The sequence below is a fragment of the Flagellimonas yonaguniensis genome (genome assembly GCF_029193885.1).
Taxonomy (GTDB): Bacteria; Bacteroidota; Bacteroidia; order Flavobacteriales; family Flavobacteriaceae; genus Flagellimonas; species Flagellimonas yonaguniensis.
Genome location: NZ_JARFVB010000001.1, coordinates 159,325 through 182,217 on the forward strand (window position 1 = coordinate 159,325; position 22,893 = coordinate 182,217).

Below are 22,893 nucleotides of genomic sequence, written 5' to 3' on the forward strand. Positions count from 1 at the left end.
CATGTCATCCAACCAAGAGTATTGGCTAAGTGGCCCCATTCCCGATGTACCTGCATTGTTGCAACCAGCGGCCCATGCCTTGTTGCAATCGGTACGGGAGGTAAAACAATATCTATTGGGTTTTCCGGAAGAAAAGCTCTGGGAAAAACCATTTGGAAGGGCTTCGGTGGGGTTTCATTTAAGGCACATAACAGGCGTTTTAGATCGTATGCTGACTTATTCCGACAAGAAAGCATTGACTTCCGAACAATTTGACTTTTTGAAGAATGAAGGCAATGGAAAAAATGCTCCATCATCCAAAGCATTGATAACTGATTTTGAAACAAAGGTACATCAGGCCTTGGAGTATTTTAAAAATACGCCCGAAGCCATACTCGCAGAAGAACGTTTTGTGGGTCGAAAAAAGTTGCCCTCAACAGTCATAGGATTGCTTTTTCATGCTGCCGAGCATAGTCAACGCCATGTGGGCCAGTTGTTGGTTACAGCAAGTGCCTTAAAAGAATCAACGTAGCAATTTTTGCTTGAAATCATAACTATAGTAATCCATTACATTAAATCATGATCAAACCAACCTGCAACCTTCTTTATCTTTTCTTCTTATTCCCACTATTGATGCTATCACAAAATCGACTTAGAGACCATGGTGTTCAGATTGGCGTACTGCAACCAGGTAAATTCAATGCCATTACAGATGTCCCCGGAGTTCAAGTAGGGCATTTGACCCTGATCAAGGATGAAAATATCCGAACCGGGGTCACTTCGATCCTACCCCACTCTGGAAACATCTTTCAAGAGAAGGTGCCCGCAGCCATTTATGTTGGCAATGGTTTTGGAAAATTGACCGGGTACACTCAAGTAAAGGAACTGGGCAATTTGGAAACGCCTATCATCTTGACCAACACCTTGAGTGTTCCCACGGCGGCAAATGCACTTATCGGTTACACCCTCAATCAACCTGAAAATGAAAATGTCCGCTCTGTAAATGCGATGGTCGGCGAAACCAACGATGGCTACCTCAACGATATTCGAGGCCGTCATGTCACAGAAAAAGATGTGCTTCAAGCCATTGAAAACGTAACATCGGGCCCTGTTACTGAGGGTAATGTTGGAGCTGGAACGGGAACCATTTGTTTTGGTTTCAAAGGAGGTATTGGGACATCTTCCAGGGTTTTGCCTAAAAAATCGGGAGGTTATACCGTAGGCGTATTGGTACAGACCAATTTTGGAGGCGTTTTGCAAGTAGCCGGTGTGGAAGTCGGCAAAAAACTGGGACACTATTCCAACAGTTTTAAATATTCCCCCGATGGTTCCTGTATGATGGCCGTGCTTACCGATGCACCATTGGATGCCAGGAATCTGGAACGTTTGGCCAAGCGGGCCATGTTGGGACTTTCTCGTACAGGTGGCATTGCAAGCAATGGTAGTGGGGACTATGTCATCGCTGTTTCCACGGCTGAGGCGTGTCGAGTTCCTTATCAAAGTGATGACCCAATTCAAACCCATCCGACTTTGAGAAATGGGGCCATGACCCCTTTGTTCCTTGCTACCATCGAAGCCACAGAAGAGGCTATTCTGAATTCCCTTTTTGCAGGAGAAACCATGATTGGACGGGATGGACACAAAATCGAGGCACTTCCAAAGGAAAAAGTATTGGAAATGTTGAAAGAGGCAGGGAAAATCGACTAATCAAACACCAACTGTAACAATACAGTGTCATTTCACACTAATCTAACGGAAGTAATCTTCTTTTTTTATAAATTAAGCATCAGATAAACTAAAAACACTACCATGGATATTTTTGGGAAAATAAAGGAAAAACTCAGTAATGAATTTATCGACATTGTTGAGTGGCTCGACTACACTGACGACACTATCGCTTACCGCTTCGAACGGTATCAAAATGAAATAAAAAACGGTGCCAAACTAATTGTTCGCGAAGGGCAGACCGCCGTTTTTATCAACGAAGGGCAATTGGCTGATGTTTTTGAACCGGGCACTTATGACCTTACCACCCAGAACCTTCCCATCTTAGCTACTCTTAAGGGGTGGAAATATGGGTTTAACTCTCCCTTTAAGGCTGAAGTTTACTTTGTGAACACACACCTGTTTACCGATGAAAAATGGGGAACCAAAAGTCCCATCACATTAAGTGATGACCGCTTTGGACTTGTGGAAATAAGAGCGTTCGGGACATACGCCTTCAAAATTTCCGATGCAGGTAAGTTCATCAAAGACATTGTTGGGACAGACAGCAACTTTACCAACTTTGAAATCAACGAACACCTAAAAAGTTTGATTGCTACACGATTCACAAATACAGTTGGCCAAGCCAATTTGCCCATTGAGCTCTATGCTGCCAACACCACAGAACTTTCGGATACCTGCCGTGAAGTAATGTCGCCTGAGTTCGAAACTGTTGGGATATCCTTGGAGAAATTCTATATCGAGAACGTATCCATGCCAGAAGATCTTAAAAAGGAAATCTTCGAGTATAGCCGCATCGATAAACTTGACTTGGACAAATTGACCAAATTCAAAACAGCCAAAGCCATCGAAGCTGCCGCCCAGAACGAAGGCGGAACTGCTGGCGCCGGAATGGGTATGGGAATGGGATTTGTATTGGCCCAACAAATGGGGGGTATGATGGGTGGAACCCCTCAAACTGCTCCACAACAAGCGGCTCAACCTGTTGGCGGTGCAGTACCTCCCCCAATGCCTACCCAGACCATGTATTATTATGCCACGAATGGAACACAACATGGCCCGGTAACCTTCGAGCAAATGCAATCCTTGTTTGCTTCGCGAACCATCAACCGTGACAGTCTGGTTTGGAAACAGGGTATGTCCGCATGGGCGGCATTGAAAGAAGTGGAAGAATTGAAATCGTTCTTGGGAGGCAACACCCCACCGCCATTACCAGCGGAGTAATCATATTCACTGTCATTCTGAGCGTAGCGAAGAATCTATTCTTTTCATGATTGTGAGATACTTCACTTCGTTCAGTATGACCTTCAAAACAGTATACATCCTGTCATTCCTGTAAAAACAGGAATCCAAACACGATGAGATTTTCGCCTTTGCGGAAATGAAATTATGGAAGAGCAAACAATCCAAAAGACCGAACTCAAAAAAGCCTGTGCCAATTGTGGGGCAGAACTTAAATACAAGCCTGGCACCACTAGCATTAGTTGTGAATACTGTGGTCACCAAGAGACCATTGCCGTAGACGAAAATGGGTTCAAGGAATTGGAACTGTATCCTTTTCTTAAGGAAATGGGCGCACAAAAACACAGCGAGGAAATTTCCATGCTGCATTGCAAAAATTGCGGTGCCGACCAACATGTGGAAGAAAACTACAAGTCGCTCCATTGTGTATATTGTGGCCAACCTTTAGTGATAGAGGACGCCTATAAAGAAAATTGGATCTTACCCGGTGCGGTATTGCCTTTCCAAATTGATCAAAAGAAATCTTTTCTCATTTTTAAAAACTGGGTAAAGCGGTTGTGGTTTGCCCCGAACAACTTAAAAAAGGCTGCTCTGGATCCTCAATTTACCAAAGGACTGTATTTGCCCTACTGGACTTTTGATGCGCAACTATACGCCTCGTACATCGGTCAACGGGGCGAATATTATTACGAAACACGAAGGGTTCGCAATTCAAAGGGTAAAATGGTAACCCAACGAGTTAGGAAGACAAGATGGTATCCAGCATCGGGACAAGTTTCAGGCTTTGTGGACGATACATTGATCAAAGCTTCCCACCAAAAAGAAGGACGGATTCCGGGCAAAATCGCCTTCTGGGACTTACAAAAACTCCAGCCTTTCAGCAGTGGCTTTCTATCTGGTTTTGTCACGGAAAAATATACCATTCCATTACAGGACGGACACCTTCACTCCAAAGAAGTGGCCAGGGGGATAGCTGATACTTGGTGCCGACGAGACATAGGTGGGGACACGCAGCGCGTGACCAGTATGGACATGAAATTGAGCGAGGAGACCTTCAAGCATATCTTATTGCCCGTATATGTGAGTGCTTATCGATACAATGGCAAGGAATACAACTTTTTTATCAATGGGGAAAACGGGCAAATCTCTGGAAGTCGTCCATATAGTTTTTGGAAAATCTTCTTTACCGTAGTAGCTGTGCTTGCGGTAATTGCAGTGATTGTTTTTCTATCAAAAAAATAAAAGATTCTTACAGGTCTTCCAAACAACAACTTCAATTTATATGTCATACTGAGGAGTCGGAAAAGACGCCGAAGTATCTCTTACCCAGTCTAGAGATTCTTCATCCCGATAGCTATCGGGACCGATAACATCACTCAAACACCAAACAAACAGGATTGGGCAGTTTGGCCTCATTGAAAAAAGCCGAAACAATTGTAATGTAATCTACACATATTTTGTAAGTTAGGGTGTCTCTTCACACTAACCTCTTTTTATGAAAAAATTTTTTCTTCTAGCCATTTTGGTGTTTTCAATATTAATATGTTCTGCCCAAAAAGATTCTATTTCAATTCAAGAATTAACAATCATTCAACTTGAAGACGAGATTAATGACTTAAATAGAACATTACAAAACAGCAATGAGCATATAAAAGATCTTCTTATTGAAAATGAGAAATTGAGCAATTCCAATTTTGACAAAGTTGATAATAGACTTACCAATTTTATTTGGTTAATCTCTGTTGTGGGTAGTCTTGCAATAACTTTTTTAACCTTTTTTGGTTGGAAATATTTATCTAACTCCATAAGTAACTTCTTTACGGAAAGAGCACAAGAATTATCAGATGCTAAGTTGAATAAAATAGTTACCGAAAAATGGATACGGGAACAGGTTGAAAAAAAGTCAGAGCAACCTATAAAAAAAGCTATTGAAGCTTTACAGCTGGATTTTGTAAGTATTAGTGAGCAGTTGATAAATGATGAGAAATCTAAATGGGAAAAACATCACGAAATAGCAAAAAAATCAGCGGAAGAAATTCAAAAATTAAAAGATTCTTTAGGATTTGAAGAAAAGTCGGACAACGTAAGCAAAGAAAAAATAAAAGAAGCAGCTAATACCCCTAAAGAGACAAAAGATTTTAATTGGGAAGATTGGTATTGGCAAGGTAGAAATCAAACCGAAGAAAATGACATAAAAGGAGCAATAAACTCTTTTCTTAAAGCATTAGAAAAAGAACCTGGAAATTATTTAAATTATACTTGGCTTGGATATTTAAATATATTAAATGAAGAATATACCCAAGCTCTAAAATTTTTGGACATAGGTATTAAATTAGGAGCAAAACATGAGTCTGTTTGGAACAATCGGGGTTATTGTTATCTTAATTTAAAAAAATTCACAAATGCAATTGAAGATTTTAATAATGCATTAAAAATTAACCCTAACTATGCGAACTCATACTGTCATAGATCATATGCAAACTTTCAATTGGGAAATAACGAAACGGCATTAGCCGATGCAAATAAAGCTATAGAATTAAACTCCAATTATGGTAATGCCCACTACAATTTAGGTTTAATATTTGCAGCCTCAAACAAAAATGATATGGCTTGCTTGTCATGGAAAAAAGCTCTAAAACTTGGTTTTGAAAAAGCTCAAGAAAAACTAAATGAATTTTGTAATTCAAAAGATTAATTTAAAAACACCAAACAAACAGGATTGGGCAGTTCGGTCTCATTCAAAAAAGATAGGGTTCCATTTTCCACATCCCTTTTAAAAACGCCAATATTACTCGTCTTTTTATTGGCGACCAACAAGAATTCGCCCGTAGGGTCCATGGAAAAGTTTCTGGGCCAATCCCCGTGAACCGATTCCCTTCCCACCAACTCCAATTGGCCCGAGTCTCCATCCACTGCAAAAATCACTATAGTGTTTTCCCCACGATTGGAACCATACAGAAATTTGCCATCTGGGGATAAATGAAGATCCGCACAAAAGCTTTCCCCTTCAAAATCAGCAGCCAAGGTTGGAACCACCTGAACTTCTTGGTAATTCCCATTCTCAACCCGTTCAAAAACGGAAATGGTACTGTTCAATTCATTGATGACGTATGACAATTGACCATTCTTACCAAAGGTAAAATGGCGTGGGCCCGCCCCATCTTCAAACGGTATTGAACTTTGTTCGGCAGGAACAAACTCCCCATCCTTTAGACTATATCGTTTGATCGCATCCAATCCCAAATCCGTAACCATGAGTCCGTCAGCATTGAACTGTGCCATGTGCGCATGGGATGTTTTCATGGAATCCAGCGGTTTATGGTCTATGATTTGTGGGTTTTCGGCTAGGGAACCATCATCATTCAGGGAAAAAATGGAAACATTGCCGCCCGTATAGTTGGCAACGGCCAAATGGCCATCTCCTGAAAGTGAAACATGGCAGGGGTGCACTCCTTGGGTTCCCATACTGTTTTGAAGCTCCAATACATCCTTGTTCAAACTGAAAGCGGTGACACCTCCTCCCAAGCTATCAAAATCAGACGTTTCCTGAACGGCATAGAGGTTCCTTTTGTCTTCCGAAATAGCCAAATAGGAGGGATTGGTCAATTTGGCGGCTAGTTTTTGATTGGAAAGCTCTCCAGTATTCGTATCAAAAGTGTAGGTGTAAATACCTTCACTATCGCCATCGGTATACGTTCCAACAAATAGGGTGTACATGGATTTTTCTTCTGGTTTTTCTGCACAGGCTATTACTAATACAGCAGCTATGCCCGCTAGGATAATTTTTTTCATGGATGTTTAGTTAGGCCACCCAAATTAATCATTCTAAATCAAAGAAAGTGATATTTACGACAGTTCGGACTTGATTTCCTTTTGAAGGAAAAAACCTGTGACAATCGTGGATAGCACATCCGCAATGCAAAATGAAAGCCACACCCCGATTTCCCCCATAAAATTGGGCAGAACCAAAATCAATGGGATAAAAAAGAATCCTTGACGGGTCAAGGTCAGCAACAAGGCGGGAATGGCTTTGCCAATGGCCTGAAAATAAGCGGCACCTATCAATTGTATGGCAATAATCGGAGTCGCGGCAAATACCAAGCGCATGGCCAAAGGTATGTGCTCCAGTACAAAGTTATTCGCTACCATCTCTTCAGAGGACAATCCCGGACGATCGCTCAAAAACAAGGAGGCTATTTCCGAAGGAAAAACCATCAGTACCACAAAGACAACGGTGGCGACCAAGGCCGCATATTTGATGGCAGTATAAATGGATTCCTTTACCCTATCGTACTTTACCGCTCCATAATTGTAGCCCGCTATGGGTAAAAATCCTTGTGTGACCCCAAAAACGGGGAACAGGGCAAACATCAACATTCTACCGATAATGGCATACACCGCCACCATGGCCTCCCCTCCCAAATTGAACAATATATTGTTCATCAACAAATATGTAGTGCTGGTCACCGCTTGTCGGGCCAAGGTCACGAATCCCAATGAACCGATTTCCCGAAGAATGGAACGGTCCAATCCAAAATGGGAAACATCAATCTTTAATTCCGAATTTTTGGACAGAAAAAAATAAAATACATAAAAGAAACAGAGCAAATAGCCCACCGTGGTGGCCCAAGCGGCTCCGTGCATGCCCCAATCAAACACATAGATAAAAATATAGTCCATGAGCAGGTTGCCTATGGAAGGTATGATCATAGCTACCATGGCAAATCTCGGTTTGCCTTCAGCACGAATCACGGAATTCCCCATCATACAGAGGGCCAAGAAAGGAACCCCGTACAAAATGATGGTATAGTAAATTTTTGCGGGTTCAAAAATGGAACCCTTGCCGCCAAAGGCTGGGATCAAACTGTCTACGTAGTAAAGCCCAAGGACCACCATGGTAATGGTAACCAATAAGGTCAAAGTGATCTGGTTCCCGAAGGTCTTGAGTGCCTTTTCGCGATTATTCGCCCCTAGCGCTCTTGATATGATACTGGAACCACCGATACCAATGGCCATTCCCAAGGCAGCGATAAAAAAGGAAACGGGAAGCACTACGTTGATTGCAGCAATGGCGATGGAACCTATCCAGTTCCCTACAAAAATGGAATCCACCAGAACGTTCAGGGACATGACCAAAATACCTATTGAAGCGGGTACGGCCTGTTTGACCAGTAATTTTCCAATGGGTTCTTCCCCAAGTTCATCAGAGGTGATTTTGGCCATGCCAACGGGTATTCTTAGGGTTTTCTATTAAAGTGAACGGTAAATCTAGTTCAAAGCTACAACGCATTCACCAAATTACCTTTGTTCTCTTTTAGTTTTTCGGCAATACTGTCCCAGAGCTCAATTCTATATTGAAGTGCCTGCTTGCTGTATTTCAACACATCGTCCCATTTTTGCTTATCGGAACCGCAAAGTGCCTTGATCATGCGCAATGCCAAGGGACCGTGCTCATCACCGTCCAATTCAATGTGCCTTTTGAGGTAGTATTCCAGTTTTTTGTAGTTACTCGGTCCATTTTCACCCGACTGCTCGATGATGCCCAGAAACATATCGGGAATCAGGTCTTCGCGACCAAAGGTAAAGGCAGCCGCGATCAGGTGGGGTTGTTGGCTGTTGATGACATCAAAAGTGAACTCAAGAAAATTCTTTTCGGCCTGATTGAGTTGGGCAGCTTCAATTTGGGTTGAAATGGTCTTTACATCAGTGAAAGATGAAATGATGGCTTCAACTTTTTGAGTATCTCCTTGTACTTCTTCCATGGCATCCAAGTACATTTCAAAATGACTTTTTGCTTTTCCATTTTCGTTGAAATCGCTCTCTTCTTCCAACACAATCTCATTGATGAAACGGGCCACAGAGGTATCGTTGGCCGGATGCCAAGGCAAGCCCACGCAAGTAAGGTGCTGCTGTAAGGCTTTTAAGAGCGACATAAAGTCCCAAACCGCGTAGACATGACTCTCCATAAAGATCTTAATGTCATCAACCGACTCCAATTGGGCGTACAGTGGGTGGTTCTTGAGTTGTTCGCGCAGGGGTTGAAGCTCTTGCTCCAAGTTTTCAATTTTCATAGCAATTCTTTTGTTCTCTTCTTTTTACGGAATTTATCGGATGTTGGTTTCGGGCAAAGCATCTTTTTCTTCCCATTCCTTGATCCATTTGGCCATAAGTTCGGCCCAATCGTCACGATCGTTCAAACATGGAATGTGGATGTAATCTCCACCTCCTGCTTCTTGGAACTGTTCTTTCCCTTCCATGGCGATTTCTTCCAACGTCTCCAAACAGTCACTGACAAATGCTGGGGTAATCACGGCCAATCTTTTGACACCTTCTTCTCCCAGTCTCTCAAATTCCTTATCCGTAAAGGGTTGTAACCAGGGGTCGCTTCCCAATCTGGATTGAAAAGAGGTACTTACCTTGTCCTCTGGCAAGTTCAGTTCTTTTTTTACCAGTTCGGTGGTATCATAGCATTGGTGTCTATAACAAGTGTGATGCGCAACGGAGTTGGTCTTGCAGCACTGCCCGTTCAACTGGCAATGGAACTTGGTCGGATCCGATTTTCTGATATGCCTTTCAGGAACTCCGTGATAGGAAAAAAGGACATGGTCGTAATCAAAACCCTTGAGACCTTCGGCAATACTGGCCGACAGTATCTTGATATAATCAGGGTTACTGTAAAATGCGGGCAATGTCGTTACCTGCATTTCGGGAAAATCCTGTTGCTGTACCTCAAGTGCCTTTACCACGACGGTTTCATAGGATGACATGGCATAATGCGGATACAAGGGAACCAAGAACACCTCATCAACTCCTTTCTTCTTTAATTCTTGCAGCCCTTCTTTAATGGACATGGAACCATATCGCATTCCGAGGGCTATGGGGAGGTCCGTATGTTTTTGCACTTTTCCCATGAATCTTTCGGAAAGTACGATCAACGGGGAGCCTTCTTCCCACCAAATTTTGGAATAGGCCTCAGCCGATTTTTTGGGGCGTGTGTTCAAGATGATTCCGCGAACGATGATGTTCCTTAAAACGGGATTCACATCGATGACGCGTTCATCCATCAAAAATTCATCCAAATACGGCTTTACGTCCTTTGCGGTAGGACTATCCGGCGAACCCAAATTGACCAATAAAACTCCTTTTTTCACGGCTTTTTTGTTTAGGCCGCTAAAATACAACACGAAGTGGACTTCACCTTTTGCATATCAAAATACTTTCTTATGATGAAATAATGTTTTTCGATTTTGTTTGACCGATTTTCCGTCCTTGGGCATTTCTGTCTTATTTTTGGGATATGGAGTCCTTTTACGACAATGTTTCCAAAGAATCCCTCATCTATCTAGGCATAGCTTTACTAGTTCTGATCGTTCTGTATTGGGGCACTTCGGTTTTGCTCAGGCGTTTGGGCAAAAATCCAAAATACCTCTTGCCCAAAAGTGCCTTTAAACGGTTGGCCACGCCACTGATATTGATTTTTGTTTCGGTCCTCCTTAGAATGAAGGCCCTGCGTGATATTTTGAATCTGGAGGATGCTGGTTTCTGGTTCAGAAAAGCGAGTACCGTTCTTTTCATTTTTTCCATGGCATGGGTAATGATCGCTTTGCTCAAGATCATTAAAAAAATTGTCATCAGCAATTATGACATTGGGGTTGAAGACAACTTAAAAGCCCGAAAGGTCTATACCCAATTTACCATACTGGAGCGTATTTTTATCTTCATCATCATTTTGCTTGGCGTAGGTTTTATATTGATGAGCTTTGAGGAGATCCGCGAAGTGGGCATTAGTATTTTTGCCTCTGCAGGTGTGGCGGGAATCATCATCGGCTTTTCTGCCCAGCAATTTATTGGCACTATCTTGGCGGGTATTCAAATTGCTATAGCCCAGCCCATTAAACTGGATGATGTTGTGATCGTGGAAGGCGAATGGGGTCGAATTGAGGAAATTACCCTGACCTACGTGGTGGTAAGCATTTGGGACAAAAGACGCTTGATCGTACCTACCCCTTATTTTATAAACCAACCTTTCCAGAACTGGACCAAGACCTCTTCGGAACTCATGGGAACCGTATTCTTATATGTGGACTACAATGTTCCTTTTGATAAAATACGGGAAGAGCAAACACGTATTTTGCAGCATACCGATCTCTGGGACGGAAAGGTGGATGTGGTCCAAGTTACGGACACTAAACCCAATTATGTGGAGATAAGAAGCTTGGTCAGTGCCAAGGATTCCCCTACGGCATGGGATTTACGGGTGCACGTCCGCGAAAAACTGATTGTATTTCTACAGGAAAATTACCCTGAGAGCGTTGCGAGAACCACCCGATTGACGGTTGAACGTAAAAATGAAATTAGTGATGAAGAATAAGATAGTAGCAGTTTTTTTGGTTTTGGCAACCTATACCTCTGCCCAACAAATCACATGTTCCCCAGAGGACAAATCCCTTTTTGAGGTCAAAATCGCCGATTTGGAACGCACAAAAGGCACCAGCTTGGGCGACACCATCGCCTTGGTAGGTCAATCCTTCCTGGGGACTCCTTATGTGGAAAAAACCCTTGAAGTTGGCGATACAGAAACCTTGGTCATTAACTTTGGTGGCTTGGACTGCACCACCTTTGTGGAAAATGTTTTGGCCTTTAGCTTGATGCTGCAAAACCAACAGAAGGATTTTGAAAATTTTACCGGAAACCTAGAAACCGTTCGGTATAGAAATGGGAATTTAAACGGATATCCATCTCGTTTGCACTACTTTACAGAATGGATTCGCAACAACGAGAAAAAAGGATTGGTAAAGGACATTACTTCCGAACTGGGTGGTGTGGAGCTGGAAAAACCCATTAATTTTATGGGCACGCACCGTAATTTATATCCTTTTTTGGCCAGCGATGAAAATTATGAGGCCATGCTCTCCGTGGAAAAAGAAATTGCCAAAGAAACACTTTGTTATTTGCCACAGGACCAAATTGAAAGCAAAGAACAACTCATCAAATCAGGGGATATTCTCGCCTTGGCGACTTCCATAAAAGGCTTGGATGTGACCCACACGGGAATCGCCATCCATCAACCTGACGGAAGGTTGCATTTATTACATGCTTCAAGCAAAAACGGCGAGGTCGAAATTTCCGAACTGCCCTTGTCGGATTACCTCAAAAATATCAAAAGTAATATTGGGATTATTGTCGCGAGGCCAACTTTACTCTCTTTTTAAACACCATTCAATGGCACCCAAAAGGTGTTGACGGAACATGGGTTCATCATAAGAATCCTTGGTATGGCCTCCTCCAGTGTAAAAAGCCCTTCCGCCATCAAACTCGTGATACCAAGCTATCGGGTGGTTGGAGCCGTTGGTTCCACCTTCGTAGCTGCTTTCATCCAAATTGAGCAAAACGGTTACATCTGGATTTAATTTTTTGTAATTGTACCATTCATCTGTTCTTGCCCAGGAGTCGTTCAGGTGTTCTGTGGACGGATGCGATTTGTCCATAACAGCAATGGTTGCTTTTCGGACATTGGGATCATTGGGGTGGGAATCAAAATAACCGCCTACCAATCTTCCATACCAAGCCCAGTCATATTCGGTGTCGGCAGCAGCGTGGACACCCAAGAAAGCCCCTCCTCCTTTAATGTAGGATTCGAATGCACTTTGCTGCGCGTTGTTCAAAACATCCATCGTCGTGTTCAAAAAAACAACGAGTTTGTAGTTGTTCAGGTTTTGGGCGGTAAAGTCTTCGCTGGATTCTGTTTGCAAAGCAACAAATCCATTTTGTCTGCCCAGTTCCCTCAAGGTCTGTACTCCTTTTTCAATGGATTTATGCCTCCAACCCTCTGTTTTGGTAAATACCATTACCAACTCGGGCATTTTTACATTTTCATTTTCCGATGTAGGTTCCTCTTGTGCAAAAGCACCAATTACAAAGCAAAAAACAAGTAGCAGGACAGTGAATCTCATAGTCATGATTTTATACGTTTGAAGTTAAATATTTTTTAGGTGTGGTGCCGAACTTCTTTTTAAAAGATGCTATAAAATGACTGGCTGTACTGTACCCCACTTTTAAACCGACTTCGTTGACATTGTGCTTCCCTGTTTCCAACATTTTACGGGCGTATTCCATTTTATAATCGAACAGAAATCCAAACACGGAATCCCCATAGATTTGTTTAAAACCCTCCTTTAATTTTTTCAGGCTCAGCCCCACTTCTTGTGATAGTTCGGCCAAGGTTGGTGGTTCGGCCATCCGGGAAATCATGATTTCTTTCGCCATTCGGATACGTCGTACATTATCTTCATCGGCCAAATAAGGACATTGCTCCAAATCGGCATCCTCCGTTTTGTTGAAATAGAGGGAAATCAGTTCATATACCTTTCCTTTGAGATACAGCTTTTTAATGGACGGATGCAAATTGTAGTTCATCAACTGGCTCAGAACCACTGCAGTTGCCGGAGATACCATTTCTTGAGAATAGTACTTTTTCTCCTTATTTTCCTCACTTAAGAATGGGATATAATCCGCTTCATCGGAGAACAAAGAGTGGAATTTCCTGATGGTCATTACCACCGAGAGCAACCAGGACCCATGTGAGACCACTAAATCGAGTGGTAAATCCTTTTGGGTATTATAAAGCAACAAAGAGTTTTCTTCGTTTACCTCCAAATAGTAATTGCCCTCATTAAAATTGAACTTTGACTTGCCCTTCAAACAAAAATGGAATTGAATGTAGGAACTATCAATATCCCTTTCTATAAGCTTTGGTTCTTTGGTATCGTTTTGGATTTTGAGGATGTAAATCCCGTCTTCGACCAAAATTTCATCATACGAACCGCTAGCGATATTTTTCATGCTGGTTTTCAATGTGATTCTGTTTTTCAATTAATTTAGAATCGCTCTAAATTACATTGTTCATTATCAAATTTATCAATAATACCAATGCTTTACGTCATTTTTTTCAAAAATAAACCATAAAATAACACCCGTGGTTATTTATAGTTCCGCTAGCGTTATTTTTTGACCTACAACCCTGTTATTTTTGTGCTACGATTTATATCCTTTATGAGGGACTACCATATTTCAAAACATAATTCCTTCTATGCCGTTGGGTTGAGTTACAAGAAGGCGGATGCAGAGGTTAGAGGAAAGTTCAGTCTGGATGTTCCTGCCATTGACCATATTTTGGGCAAGGCCAAGGAAATCGGAATTGATGGCTTGCTTGCCATTTCCACTTGCAACAGAACCGAACTTTACGGTTTTGCACAGCATCCTTACCAGCTTATCAAACTCCTTTGCGACGAGACCCACGGAACTGTTGAAGAATTTCAGGAAGTGGCCTACGTTTACAAAAACCATGATGCCATCTCGCATATGTTCAAAGTAGGCACTGGTCTCGATAGCCAAATATTAGGCGATTTTGAAATCATCAGCCAAATCAAGCAAGGGTTTTATCGTGCAAAGAAACACGATATGGCCAATCCATTCTTGGAACGGTTGTGCAATTCCGTGATTCAGGCCAGCAAGCGCATCAAAAATGAAACAGAATTGTCCTCGGGTGCCACATCGGTGGCATTTGCCTCGGTCAAATACATTCTTGACAATGTCGATGATATTTCCAACAAGAACATTTTATTGTTCGGAACGGGTAAAATTGGAAGGAACACCTGTGAAAACTTGGTAAAGCATTCCAACAATTCACACATAACGTTAATCAACAGAACACGGGAAAAAGCGGAGGATATTGCAGGTAAATTTCAATTGACCGTTAAGGATTATGGCGACCTTCAGACCGAAATCCGAAAAGCGGATATACTTGTGGTAGCCACTGGAGCACAATTGCCAACCGTTTCCAAAGCATTGATCTATCCTAAAAAACCATTATTGGTATTGGACCTGTCCGTGCCCAAAAATGTATCCGATGATGTGAAGGAACTGGATAATGTGACCTTGGTGCATTTGGATCAACTCTCCCAGATTACGGATGAGACCTTGGCCAAAAGAAAAGAATACGTTCCCAAAGCGGAAGCCATCATAGAAAAAGTAAAAAAGGATTTCCTAAAATGGCTGGAAACCCGCAAGTTTGCCCCTGTTATCAATGCACTTAAGGACAAACTGAATACGATGAAGACCGAGGAAATCGATTTTCAGACCAAAAAAAATGAAGGTTTCGACCAAATTCAAGCCGAAATCATCTCCGATAGGATCATTCAAAAAATCACCAAGCAGTTTGCCAACCACTTAAAGAGCAACGAAGTCGATACCGATGATAGTCTGGAACTGATCCAAAAAGTATTTCAGCTAGAACTACACTCCAAATGAGCAAAATAATCCGCATTGGAACCCGCGACAGCGAATTGGCGCTGTGGCAAGCCACCACCGTTCAACAAAAGCTGGAAGCACTCGGGTTCGACACCATTTTAGTACCGACCAAATCCATGGGGGACCAAGTGTTGGACAAGCCACTGTACGAGCTAGGAGTTACGGGAATATTTACCAAGACCTTGGACGTTGCTTTGCTCAAAGGGGACATTGATATTGCGGTACATTCCATGAAAGATGTGCCTACCCAATTACCCAAGGGAATTGTGCAAGTAGCCGTTTTGGAACGCGCCATTACCCATGATATATTGGTCCATAAAGGTGCTGGCTTTTTAAATTCTGATGGGCCGGCAACCATTGCTACGGGAAGTTTACGGCGAAAAGCCCAATGGTTGAACAAATACACCAATCACAAAGTGGTGGACCTTAGGGGAAATGTAAACACCCGTCTCCTAAAACTCATTGAAAATGATTGGCAAGGAGCCATTTTTGCCCAGGCAGGATTGGAACGCATCAAATTATTGCCCAAGGATGCCATTCAACTGGACTGGATGATTCCAGCTCCAGCGCAAGGTGCCATGCTCGTGGTGGCTAAAGAGGAAGATGATTATACCAATGAAGCTCTTGGCAAACTAAACCATCCCGAAACCGAATTGGCTACAACCATTGAGCGTGAATTTCTACGCACCCTGGAAGGTGGTTGCACTGCGCCAATAGGCGCCTTGGCCCAAATTAAGGACGAAACCGTGTGTTTTGAAGGCGTTGTTTTCTCTTTGGATGGTAAACAGAAAATCGATATTAAAAAACAAGTAAAGCTTTCCGATGCCAAAGGCCTTGGAAAAACCTGCGCCGAAGAAGTATTGCAAAAAGGAGGCGACAAATTGATGCAAGAGATCAGAAATGAAAACAGTACTGTCCACTAAAATGCTGAGTCCGTCCCAAAAAGAGCTATTTCTGAATTCTGGTTTGGGATTGGTGGAGTACGATGCCCTAAAAATTGAACTGTTGGATGTAAAAATCCCGTTCAATTACAGCAACTATATTTTTACCAGCAAAAATGGAGTAAAAGCATTTTTAAATCAGGCAAATGAATTGGATCTGTCCAAATACAATGCTTTTTGTGTTGGAGAAAAGACAAAATCCCTTTTGGAAGAAAATGGAGTAAAAGTGGTAGAAATGGCCGAAAATGCATCAGAATTGGCAGAAATCATTGCAAAAAACCATCAAAACGAGTCTTTCTTGTTTCTTTGTGGCAACAAAAGAAGGGATGAACTTCCTGATACTTTGGCAGAAAATAACGTTTGGTATAAAGAGCTGGAGGTGTACCGAACCCTTTTAAACCCAAAGGCGTTTCAAAGAGATTTTGATGGTATCCTGTTCTTTAGTCCTAGTGGTATTAGAAGTTATCTTTTGGAAAACACTTTAGGGAACAGCACATTGTTCTGTATTGGGGAAACCACGGCCAATGAAGCAAAAAAACATTCAAAAAATAGTATTGTAGCCAACAAACCGACCGTGGAAAACGTGTTGGTACAGGCGATAAAAGAAATGTTATTCCGCACTTGATGCGGAATCCAAAAGGAATTTAAAAAATTCCTGTATTCACAGGAATGACAAATTAAAATTTATGATAAAAAACGACTTGTTCCTAAAAGCATTAAAAGGCGAAACCGTTGAACGTCCTCCCGTATGGATGATGCGACAAGCAGGACGCTATTTGCCTGAGTTTATGGAACTCCGTAAAAAATACGATTTCTTTACCCGTTGCCAAACCCCAGAATTGGCTTCGGAAATTACCGTACAGCCCATTCGCCGATATGGTATGGATGCCGCTATTTTGTTCAGCGACATTTTGGTAATTCCACAAGCCATGGATATCGAGGTGCAGATGAAGCCCAATTTTGGTCCTTATTTGCCCAACCCTATTCGTTCGCAAGCGGATTTGGACAAAGTAATCGTGCCCGATATTCAGGACACGTTGGGTTATGTGATGGACGCGATAACCTTGACCAAGGAAAAATTGGATGGCGAAGTTCCCTTGATCGGGTTTGCAGGTTCTCCGTGGACACTCCTTTGTTATTGCGTGGAAGGACAAGGCAGCAAGAGTTTTGACAAGGCCAGAGGTTTTTGTTTTACCCAACCCAAGGTTGCTCACGAATTGCTTCAAAAAATAACGGATACCACTATTGCTTATCTAAAAGCCAAGGTTAAGGCTGGTGTGAATGCCGTACAGATTTTTGATTCCTGGGGCGGAATGCTTTCACCTCTAGATTACCAGGAATTTTCTTGGAAATACATTCAGCAAATCGTGGATGCATTAAAAGACGAAGCTCCAGTAATCGTTTTTGGAAAAGGATGTTGGTTTGCGTTGAAAGAGATGGCAAACTCGGGAGCTTCGGCCGTCGGGGTTGACTGGACGTGTTCTGCTCAAAACGCACGGTATTTAACAGGGGGCAATGTTACCCTTCAAGGCAACTTTGATCCAGCTCGCTTGCTTTCTCCACCCGAGAAAATCAAGGAAATGGTCACACAAATGATTCGTGATTTTGGTAAGGACAAATATATCGTGAACCTAGGCCACGGTATTTTACCCAATATTCCTGTGGAGAATGCCAAAGCATTTATAGATGCGGTAAAAGATTATAAGGAGTGAACCTTATTGCAATAGCAAAACGGGTCGATTTTAAAAATATACTGAAAGGTGTATTTGTTGGATTGAGCCGGCCCCACTTTATTTTGCCCACCATCAAGGCGACCAAGGATTGCATAGCCATATCGACCAAAAACTATGGCAAGCAGCACCATAAAAATGGTCCAGCGAATGCTTTCAGGCACGCATTATGGAATTATATGATTGCCAAAAGATGTTTTCCTTGGAACAGAGATGAAGAAACAGCTTTGGCTTGGGCAAAAAAAGTAACTGATTGGCACGAGGATTCATTTCCGAATAAAGAGCTGCCCAAGAAAATGGATTTGCACAACAATGAAGTGGGACGCTTCATCTTTGCCCAAAACACGGAAAAATCTGAGCAGGAAATCGTTGGACTATTGAAGAAAATGGCATTGAAATCCATCAAAATTAATGAAGACACAACACTTTCTGAATTTAAAAACCGAATGGTACATATTTTAGAACAATGAAAGATAAGTTTTACCAATACATTCAACAATTACAAGATACCATTACCTCCAAATTGGAAGAATTGGACGGAACTGCCAAGTTTCAACAAGATTTTTGGGAACGCGAAGAAGGTGGGGGCGGTAGAACCCGTGTTATCGAAAATGGTTCCGTTTTTGAAAAAGGCGGAGTAAACATTTCCAAAGTTCATGGACCTTTGCCAAAAAGTATGCAGAACTATTTTGGAGTGGAAGATGTTGATTTCTTTGCTTGTGGCCTCAGTTTAGTAATCCACCCCAAAAGTCCGATGGTTCCCACAGTGCACGCCAATTGGCGTTATTTTGAAATGTACGACAAGGAGGGCAACATTGTGGATCAATGGTTCGGAGGCGGGCAAGATCTTACCCCTTATTATTTGTTCGATGAGGATGCCACCCATTTTCATGCAGTTTGCAAAAAAGCCTGTGATACCCACAACCCAGCATTTTACCCTGTCTACAAAAAGAAATGTGACGAATATTTCTGGAATGCCCACCGGAACGAAGCTCGTGGCGTAGGTGGACTGTTCTTCGATTATTGCAAAGCAACCAAAGAAACCAGTATGGAAGATTGGTATAATTTTGTGACCGAGGTTGGGAATAGTTTTTTGGATGCCTACGCTCCCATCGTTGAAAAAAGAAAAGGCCTTCCCTATTCCCAAGAACAACGGGATTGGCAAGAAATCCGTCGAGGCCGTTACGTGGAATTCAATCTAGTACACGATAAGGGCACCCTTTTTGGACTTAAAACCAACGGGCGTATCGAAAGTATTTTGATGAGTCTTCCTCCCCACGTACAATGGCGATATGACCATCATCCCGAAAAAGGAAGCGAAGAAGAGAAACTGATAACAGTACTGCAGAGCCCTAAAAATTGGGTTTAATCCGTAGCTTTGTCCTCAAACCAAATCGATGAGACAGAAAATTTATCAAATAGATGCGTTCACCAACCAGACCTTTGGCGGAAATCCTGCTGCGGTCTGTATTTTGGATTCTTGGTTAAGTCCCGAACTGATGCAAAAAATTGCGCAGGAGAACAATCTTGCGGAAACCGCCTTTGCAGTAAAAAAAGACGGGCTTTATGAAATACGATGGTTTACTCCAGAAGTGGAAGTGGATCTTTGCGGGCACGCCACCCTGGCAACAGCCTTTGTTCTGTTCCATTTTTATGAGCTTGAAAAAGATACCGTTCAGTTTTATTCAAGCCGAAGTGGTCATCTAACCGTTGCGAAGGCCGATAATGGCTGGTTGACCATGGATTTCCCGACGGACAACTTGGTGGCAATTCAAAATATTGAAGAGCTGGACACTGCAATTGGGCAAACTCCAATAAAAACACTGAAAGGCAAAACCGATTATATGATGGTCTACAGCTCCCAGAAAGAAATTGAAGCCATTGAACCCAATCATCATTTATTGGCACAATTGGATGTTCGTGGGGTAATCGTAACCGCACTAGGGGATGAAGTGGATTTTGTTTCCCGCTTTTTTGCTCCTGCCTGTGGCATTCCAGAAGACCCTGTGACCGGTTCCGCCCACACCTCATTATCGCCTTATTGGAGCGAAGTATTGGATAAAACCAAAATGACAGCCAAACAGCTTTCCAAAAGAGGGGGTGATTTGGTCTGTGAATATTTGGGCGAGCGTGTTAAAATTTCAGGGAAAGCCGTGCTTTATCTCACAGGAGAAATTGATATTTAACATTAGCGATAAGTCTTAAGCAATAAGCTCTAAGCTATGGGAAACTATAAGAATTACAAGGTCTGGGAAAAATCACATCAACTTGTCTTTAAAATTTATGGGTTGACCAAGAATTTTCCAAAATCGGAACAGTACAATCTGATTTCCCAGATGAATAGAGCTTCTATCTCTATTCCAACAAATATTGCCGAAGGATGTGGTCGCGAAACTCAAAAAGAATTTATTCGATTTTTGTATATCGCTTCAGGATCTGCCCACGAATTGGATTATCTTTTACTTTTGGCCTCCGACTTGGGTTATATTGAATCGGAAATATCCAAAACCGTTATTTCAGAAATAGATGAGATCAAGAAAATACTAGCAGCATTGATCAACACCATAAAAACATCACTAAAAACTTAAAAGAAACGGCTTGAAGCTTAAGGCTTACAGCTTAAAACAAAAAACATGTATCCATTAATACGAAACAGAAGACTTCGCGCATCCGAATCCATCAGGAGATTGGTTCGGGAAACCACCTTGACCCCGGATGACTTTTTGGTGCCCCTATTTGTTACTGAAGGTAAAGGGGTAAAAAAAGAAATCCCTTCCATGCCCAATTATTATAACTTGAGTCTGGACCTGCTCGAAAAGGAGGTGAAAGAACTTTGGAAAATGGGACTTTGTTCCGTTTTGCTTTTTGCCAAAGTGGAAGACGAGTTGAAAGATAATAAAGGTACTGAAGCCTTGAATCCCGATGGTTTGATGCAACGTGCCATAAAAACCGTGAAAAATGCCTGTCCACAGATGTTGGTAATGACAGATGTTGCCATGGATCCCTTTTCATCTTATGGACACGATGGCATTGTCGCCGAAGGTCAAATCCTGAATGATGAATCTGCAGAGATATTGGCCGAAATGAGCGTATCCCACGCCAAGGCAGGTGCAGATTTCGTGGCGCCAAGCGATATGATGGACGGTAGAATCCTGACCATTCGCGAAGCCTTGGAAGATGAAGGATTCACCAATACAGGGATTATGGCCTATTCCGCTAAATATGCGAGTGCTTTTTACGGTCCGTTCCGAGATGCATTGGATTCCGCACCCGTTGATATCGCCAATGTACCAAAAGACAAGAAGACCTACCAAATGGATTATGCCAATCGGTATGAAGCTATCAAGGAAACCCAAATGGACATAGATGAAGGAGCCGATATCGTAATGGTAAAACCTGGATTGTGCTATTTGGACATTGTTCGGGAAATCAGGAACGATGTGGATGTTCCCGTTGCCGTATATCAGGTTTCTGGGGAATATGCCATGGTAAAAGCTGCTGCCGAAAAAGGTTGGTTGGACCACGATGCCGTAATGCTCGAGCAATTGACTGCCATTAAAAGAGCAGGTGCCGATATCATTGCCAGTTATTTTGCGAAGGATTTTGTAAGAAATATTTTATAATATTGTAAAAAACAGCAAATGACAGCGGTAATTGGAATTCTAAACAAAAATGCTATTGCTATCGCTGCGGATTCAGCAGTAACCGTGTCTGGAAGTAACGGCAGAAAGATTTATAATACAGCAAATAAAATTTTTACACTATCCAAATTTGAACCTGTTTCAATCATTGTTTACAGTTCCGCTAACTTTATCTCTACACCTTGGGAAATTATAATTAAAATTTACAGGAATGAACTTGGAAAGAAATCTTTCCCTCACTTAAAAGATTACTCAGAGGATTTTTTCCGGTTTCTCAAGGAAAAAAACTTTTTTGCCACTGAAGAAACCATTTCACATTATATAAAATCTTTGATTTTTTCAGCATTTGACATCATGAAACAGCACTCACTTGATGAATGTTTTGAGTCAGAAACTGATTTGATTTCTTTAACCCCCGAACAAAGAATTGAGTTATTTAGGAAAACTCTTATAAAGGTTATTGATGATGAAATTGAAGAAATGAAAGAAGAGGAGCAGTTAGCAGATTTTAAATCTTTAACAAAAAAAAGGTTCAGGGAAATCATCAAATCCGATGTTTATGAGATCATAGAGGAGGATTTCCCTGAATTTGACACACCAGAAATAAAAAAAATATTTATATCTATGCTTTTCTATTATTACAAAAGTAAATCCTTTCGAAGTCAATGGTCAGGACTAGTTTTTGCCGGATATGGAAAGGATGAAATATTTCCAAATGCAATTAGCACTAAAGTTTCAGATGTATTTGATGGAAAACTAAGGTTCCATACAGAGGGAATAGAGGAAATAGATGACGGAAACGACGGGTCTATTATGCCATTCGCACAAAGAGATGTAATTGACACTTTAATTACTGGTGTAAGTCCAGAAATCAATCAAACTTTATTTTCTACTTTCAATAAATTTTTAAGTGGTTATAATAATCATATAATTTCCATTTTAGAAAAAACTAATCCAGAACTATCAAAAAAATTACAAGAAATTGACATTGATAATATCTGCCAGCAATTGTTGCATGAAATTGATGAAGTCAAAGAAGTAAAGCATATACGACCAACGGTAAATACGGTTTCTATTCTTTCTAAAGAAGATTTAGCTGAAATGGCCGAAAGTTTGATATATTTGACCTATCTTAAAAGAAGAATCAGTTCAGACGAAGAATCAGTTGGTGGACCAGTTGATGTTGCATTGATTTCAAAAGGAGACGGTTTTATATGGATTAAGAGAAAGCATTATTTCGAAGAAAAATACAATCCTCAGTTCAATAAAAACTATTTCAACACATAAAAGAAAAAATGGTTCCAAAAAGTAAATCTAAGATTCAAT

General features: G+C 41.6%; 23 protein-coding genes. 17 read left to right on the forward strand and 6 right to left on the reverse strand.

Going from position 1 to position 22,893, the window contains the following annotated elements; all coding sequences use genetic code 11:
• Window position 1 precedes the first annotated feature (1 nt).
• From PY092_RS00685 to PY092_RS00705, 5 genes are all read left to right on the forward strand, one after another.
• A complete protein-coding gene (locus tag PY092_RS00685; RefSeq protein ID WP_275613935.1) occupies window positions 2-511 on the forward strand; it encodes a DinB family protein in 510 nt (169 codons plus the stop codon).
• A gap of 47 nt (window positions 512-558) precedes the next feature.
• Complete coding sequence (locus tag PY092_RS00690) at window positions 559-1,686, forward strand: DmpA family aminopeptidase (RefSeq protein ID WP_275613936.1); 1,128 nt, start codon at window positions 559-561, stop codon at window positions 1,684-1,686.
• A 102-nt stretch (window positions 1,687-1,788) separates the two neighbouring features.
• Entirely contained in the window at window positions 1,789-2,928 is a 1,140-nt protein-coding gene (locus PY092_RS00695; RefSeq protein WP_275613937.1) for an SPFH domain-containing protein, read from the forward strand.
• Window positions 2,929-3,093: 165 nt separating this feature from the next.
• Window positions 3,094-4,188, forward strand: coding sequence for a TFIIB-type zinc ribbon-containing protein (locus tag PY092_RS00700; RefSeq protein ID WP_275613938.1), 1,095 nt, complete (start codon window positions 3,094-3,096; stop codon window positions 4,186-4,188).
• 253 nt (window positions 4,189-4,441) lie between these two features.
• The gene (locus PY092_RS00705; RefSeq protein WP_275613939.1) at window positions 4,442-5,641 is read left to right on the forward strand and encodes a tetratricopeptide repeat protein; all 1,200 of its coding nucleotides are present in this window, start codon (window positions 4,442-4,444) and stop codon (window positions 5,639-5,641) included.
• Here the strand turns inward: PY092_RS00705 and PY092_RS00710 are convergent.
• The 4 genes from PY092_RS00710 to hemH are packed head-to-tail and all read right to left on the reverse strand — an operon-like array spanning window position 5,638 to window position 10,097.
• Window positions 5,638-6,738 (reverse strand): lactonase family protein, encoded by a 1,101-nt coding sequence (locus PY092_RS00710; protein ID WP_275613940.1) that lies wholly within the window; start codon window positions 6,736-6,738, stop codon window positions 5,638-5,640. The two genes, PY092_RS00705 and PY092_RS00710, sit on opposite strands and share 4 nt — an antisense overlap.
• A gap of 54 nt (window positions 6,739-6,792) precedes the next feature.
• Entirely contained in the window at window positions 6,793-8,169 is a 1,377-nt protein-coding gene (locus PY092_RS00715; protein WP_275613941.1) for an MATE family efflux transporter, read from the reverse strand.
• Window positions 8,170-8,225: 56 nt separating this feature from the next.
• Window positions 8,226-9,017 (reverse strand): DUF3050 domain-containing protein, encoded by a 792-nt coding sequence (locus PY092_RS00720; RefSeq protein WP_275613942.1) that lies wholly within the window; start codon window positions 9,015-9,017, stop codon window positions 8,226-8,228.
• A gap of 33 nt (window positions 9,018-9,050) precedes the next feature.
• Window positions 9,051-10,097 (reverse strand): ferrochelatase, encoded by a 1,047-nt coding sequence (hemH, locus tag PY092_RS00725; RefSeq protein WP_275613943.1) that lies wholly within the window; start codon window positions 10,095-10,097, stop codon window positions 9,051-9,053.
• Window positions 10,098-10,243: 146 nt separating this feature from the next.
• Here hemH and PY092_RS00730 point away from each other — a divergent pair, with 146 nt between their 5' ends.
• Together PY092_RS00730 and PY092_RS00735 are read left to right on the forward strand one after the other, a co-directional pair.
• Window positions 10,244-11,317: a mechanosensitive ion channel family protein gene (locus tag PY092_RS00730; protein WP_275613944.1), complete on the forward strand. Its 1,074-nt coding sequence runs from the start codon at window positions 10,244-10,246 to the stop codon at window positions 11,315-11,317.
• Entirely contained in the window at window positions 11,307-12,158 is an 852-nt protein-coding gene (locus PY092_RS00735; RefSeq protein WP_275613945.1) for an N-acetylmuramoyl-L-alanine amidase-like domain-containing protein, read from the forward strand. Before PY092_RS00730 ends, PY092_RS00735 begins: the two co-directional genes overlap by 11 nt.
• Here the strand turns inward: PY092_RS00735 and PY092_RS00740 are convergent.
• A complete protein-coding gene (locus PY092_RS00740) occupies window positions 12,144-12,899 on the reverse strand; it encodes a ThuA domain-containing protein (RefSeq protein WP_275613946.1) in 756 nt (251 codons plus the stop codon). The two genes, PY092_RS00735 and PY092_RS00740, sit on opposite strands and share 15 nt — an antisense overlap.
• A 10-nt stretch (window positions 12,900-12,909) precedes the next feature.
• Window positions 12,910-13,788, reverse strand: a complete 879-nt coding sequence (locus tag PY092_RS00745) for a helix-turn-helix domain-containing protein (RefSeq protein ID WP_275613947.1) — start codon at window positions 13,786-13,788, stop codon at window positions 12,910-12,912.
• A gap of 210 nt (window positions 13,789-13,998) precedes the next feature.
• Between PY092_RS00745 and hemA the strand changes: the two genes are divergently transcribed.
• From hemA to PY092_RS00795, 10 genes are all read left to right on the forward strand, one after another.
• Entirely contained in the window at window positions 13,999-15,255 is a 1,257-nt protein-coding gene (gene hemA / locus PY092_RS00750; protein WP_275614624.1) for a glutamyl-tRNA reductase, read from the forward strand.
• Entirely contained in the window at window positions 15,252-16,178 is a 927-nt protein-coding gene (gene hemC, locus PY092_RS00755; protein ID WP_275613948.1) for a hydroxymethylbilane synthase, read from the forward strand. Before hemA ends, hemC begins: the two co-directional genes overlap by 4 nt.
• Window positions 16,156-16,821, forward strand: coding sequence for a uroporphyrinogen-III synthase (locus PY092_RS00760; RefSeq protein WP_275613949.1), 666 nt, complete (start codon window positions 16,156-16,158; stop codon window positions 16,819-16,821). Before hemC ends, PY092_RS00760 begins: the two co-directional genes overlap by 23 nt.
• A 61-nt stretch (window positions 16,822-16,882) precedes the next feature.
• Window positions 16,883-17,908, forward strand: coding sequence for a uroporphyrinogen decarboxylase (hemE, locus tag PY092_RS00765; protein WP_275613950.1), 1,026 nt, complete (start codon window positions 16,883-16,885; stop codon window positions 17,906-17,908).
• A complete protein-coding gene (locus PY092_RS00770) occupies window positions 17,905-18,396 on the forward strand; it encodes a DUF6973 domain-containing protein (RefSeq protein ID WP_275613951.1) in 492 nt (163 codons plus the stop codon). The genes hemE and PY092_RS00770 overlap by 4 nt, the downstream gene beginning before the upstream one ends.
• Window positions 18,393-19,295 carry an oxygen-dependent coproporphyrinogen oxidase gene (gene hemF / locus PY092_RS00775; protein ID WP_275613952.1) on the forward strand — a complete coding sequence of 301 codons (903 nt, stop codon included), beginning with the start codon at window positions 18,393-18,395 and terminating at the stop codon, window positions 19,293-19,295. The genes PY092_RS00770 and hemF overlap by 4 nt, the downstream gene beginning before the upstream one ends.
• 28 nt (window positions 19,296-19,323) lie before the next feature.
• Window positions 19,324-20,112 carry a PhzF family phenazine biosynthesis protein gene (locus tag PY092_RS00780; protein WP_275613953.1) on the forward strand — a complete coding sequence of 263 codons (789 nt, stop codon included), beginning with the start codon at window positions 19,324-19,326 and terminating at the stop codon, window positions 20,110-20,112.
• A gap of 36 nt (window positions 20,113-20,148) precedes the next feature.
• On the forward strand, window positions 20,149-20,514 hold the full coding sequence (locus tag PY092_RS00785) for a four helix bundle protein (RefSeq protein ID WP_275613954.1): 366 nt from the start codon (window positions 20,149-20,151) through the stop codon (window positions 20,512-20,514).
• Between the two features lie 45 nt (window positions 20,515-20,559).
• Window positions 20,560-21,549, forward strand: a complete 990-nt coding sequence (gene hemB / locus PY092_RS00790; protein ID WP_275613955.1) for a porphobilinogen synthase — start codon at window positions 20,560-20,562, stop codon at window positions 21,547-21,549.
• 18 nt (window positions 21,550-21,567) lie between these two features.
• A complete protein-coding gene (locus PY092_RS00795) occupies window positions 21,568-22,854 on the forward strand; it encodes a hypothetical protein (protein WP_275613956.1) in 1,287 nt (428 codons plus the stop codon).
• Window positions 22,855-22,893 lie beyond the last annotated feature (39 nt).